This window comes from Burkholderia sp. 9775_39 (genome assembly GCF_015712225.1).
Classification (GTDB): Bacteria; Pseudomonadota; Gammaproteobacteria; order Burkholderiales; family Burkholderiaceae; genus Burkholderia; species Burkholderia cenocepacia.
The window spans coordinates 1-821 of record NZ_JACCQC010000076.1 but is presented as its reverse complement, the minus strand read 5'-3'; the positions used below and the strand labels follow the sequence as shown (position 1 = coordinate 821).

1 protein-coding gene is annotated in these 821 nt (G+C 65.7%); it reads left to right on the top strand.

Annotated elements, in window-relative coordinates; all coding sequences use genetic code 11:
* A partial coding sequence (locus H0X90_RS35310) for an Ig-like domain-containing protein (protein WP_230878126.1) occupies nucleotides 1-821 on the top strand: 821 nt, incomplete at both ends.

Here is an 821-nt window from a genome sequence, read left to right as displayed (position 1 = left end):
CGCACAGCCTGACCGTCACCGCAACGGATACGGCCGGCAATGTGAGTGTTCCGAGTACGGCCTTCAACCTGACGATCGATACGACAGCTCCGTCGATTCCGACAGTGAACGCGACCGACGGTACGTCACTGTCGGGCACGGCCGAAGCGGGCGCAACGGTCAATATCGATACGAACGGTGACGGCACGCCGGACGCCACCGTAACAGCCGACCCGAGCGGCGCGTGGACGTACACACCATCGACTCCGCTGCCGATCGGCACGGTGATTGGCGTGACGGCTACCGACGCGGCGGGCAATACGGGCCCGTCTGCATCGGTAACGGTGACGGGCGACACGACGGCACCGGGTGCGCCGGTCATCGGTACGGTGACGGACGACGTAGGCTCTGTTGTTGGTGCGATCATTTCCGGAGGCAGTACTGATGACGCGACGCCGACATTGAGCGGCACAGCGGAAGCGGGCAGCACGGTGAGCGTGTATGACGGCACGACGTTGTTGGGTACGACGACGGCAGATCCGTCCGGAAACTGGACGTTCACGCCGACCACGGGTTTGGGAGAGGGCGCACACAGCCTGACCGTCACCGCAACGGATGCGGCCGGCAACGTGAGTGTTCCGAGCACGGCCTTCGATCTGACGATCGATACGACGGCTCCGGCGATTCCGACAGTGAACGCGACCGACGGTACGTCACTGTCGGGTACGGCCGAAGCGGGTGCGACGGTCAACATCGACACGAACGGCGACGGCACGCCGGACGCCACCGTGACGGCCGACCCGAGTGGCGCGTGGACGTACACGCCGTCGACCCCGCTGCCG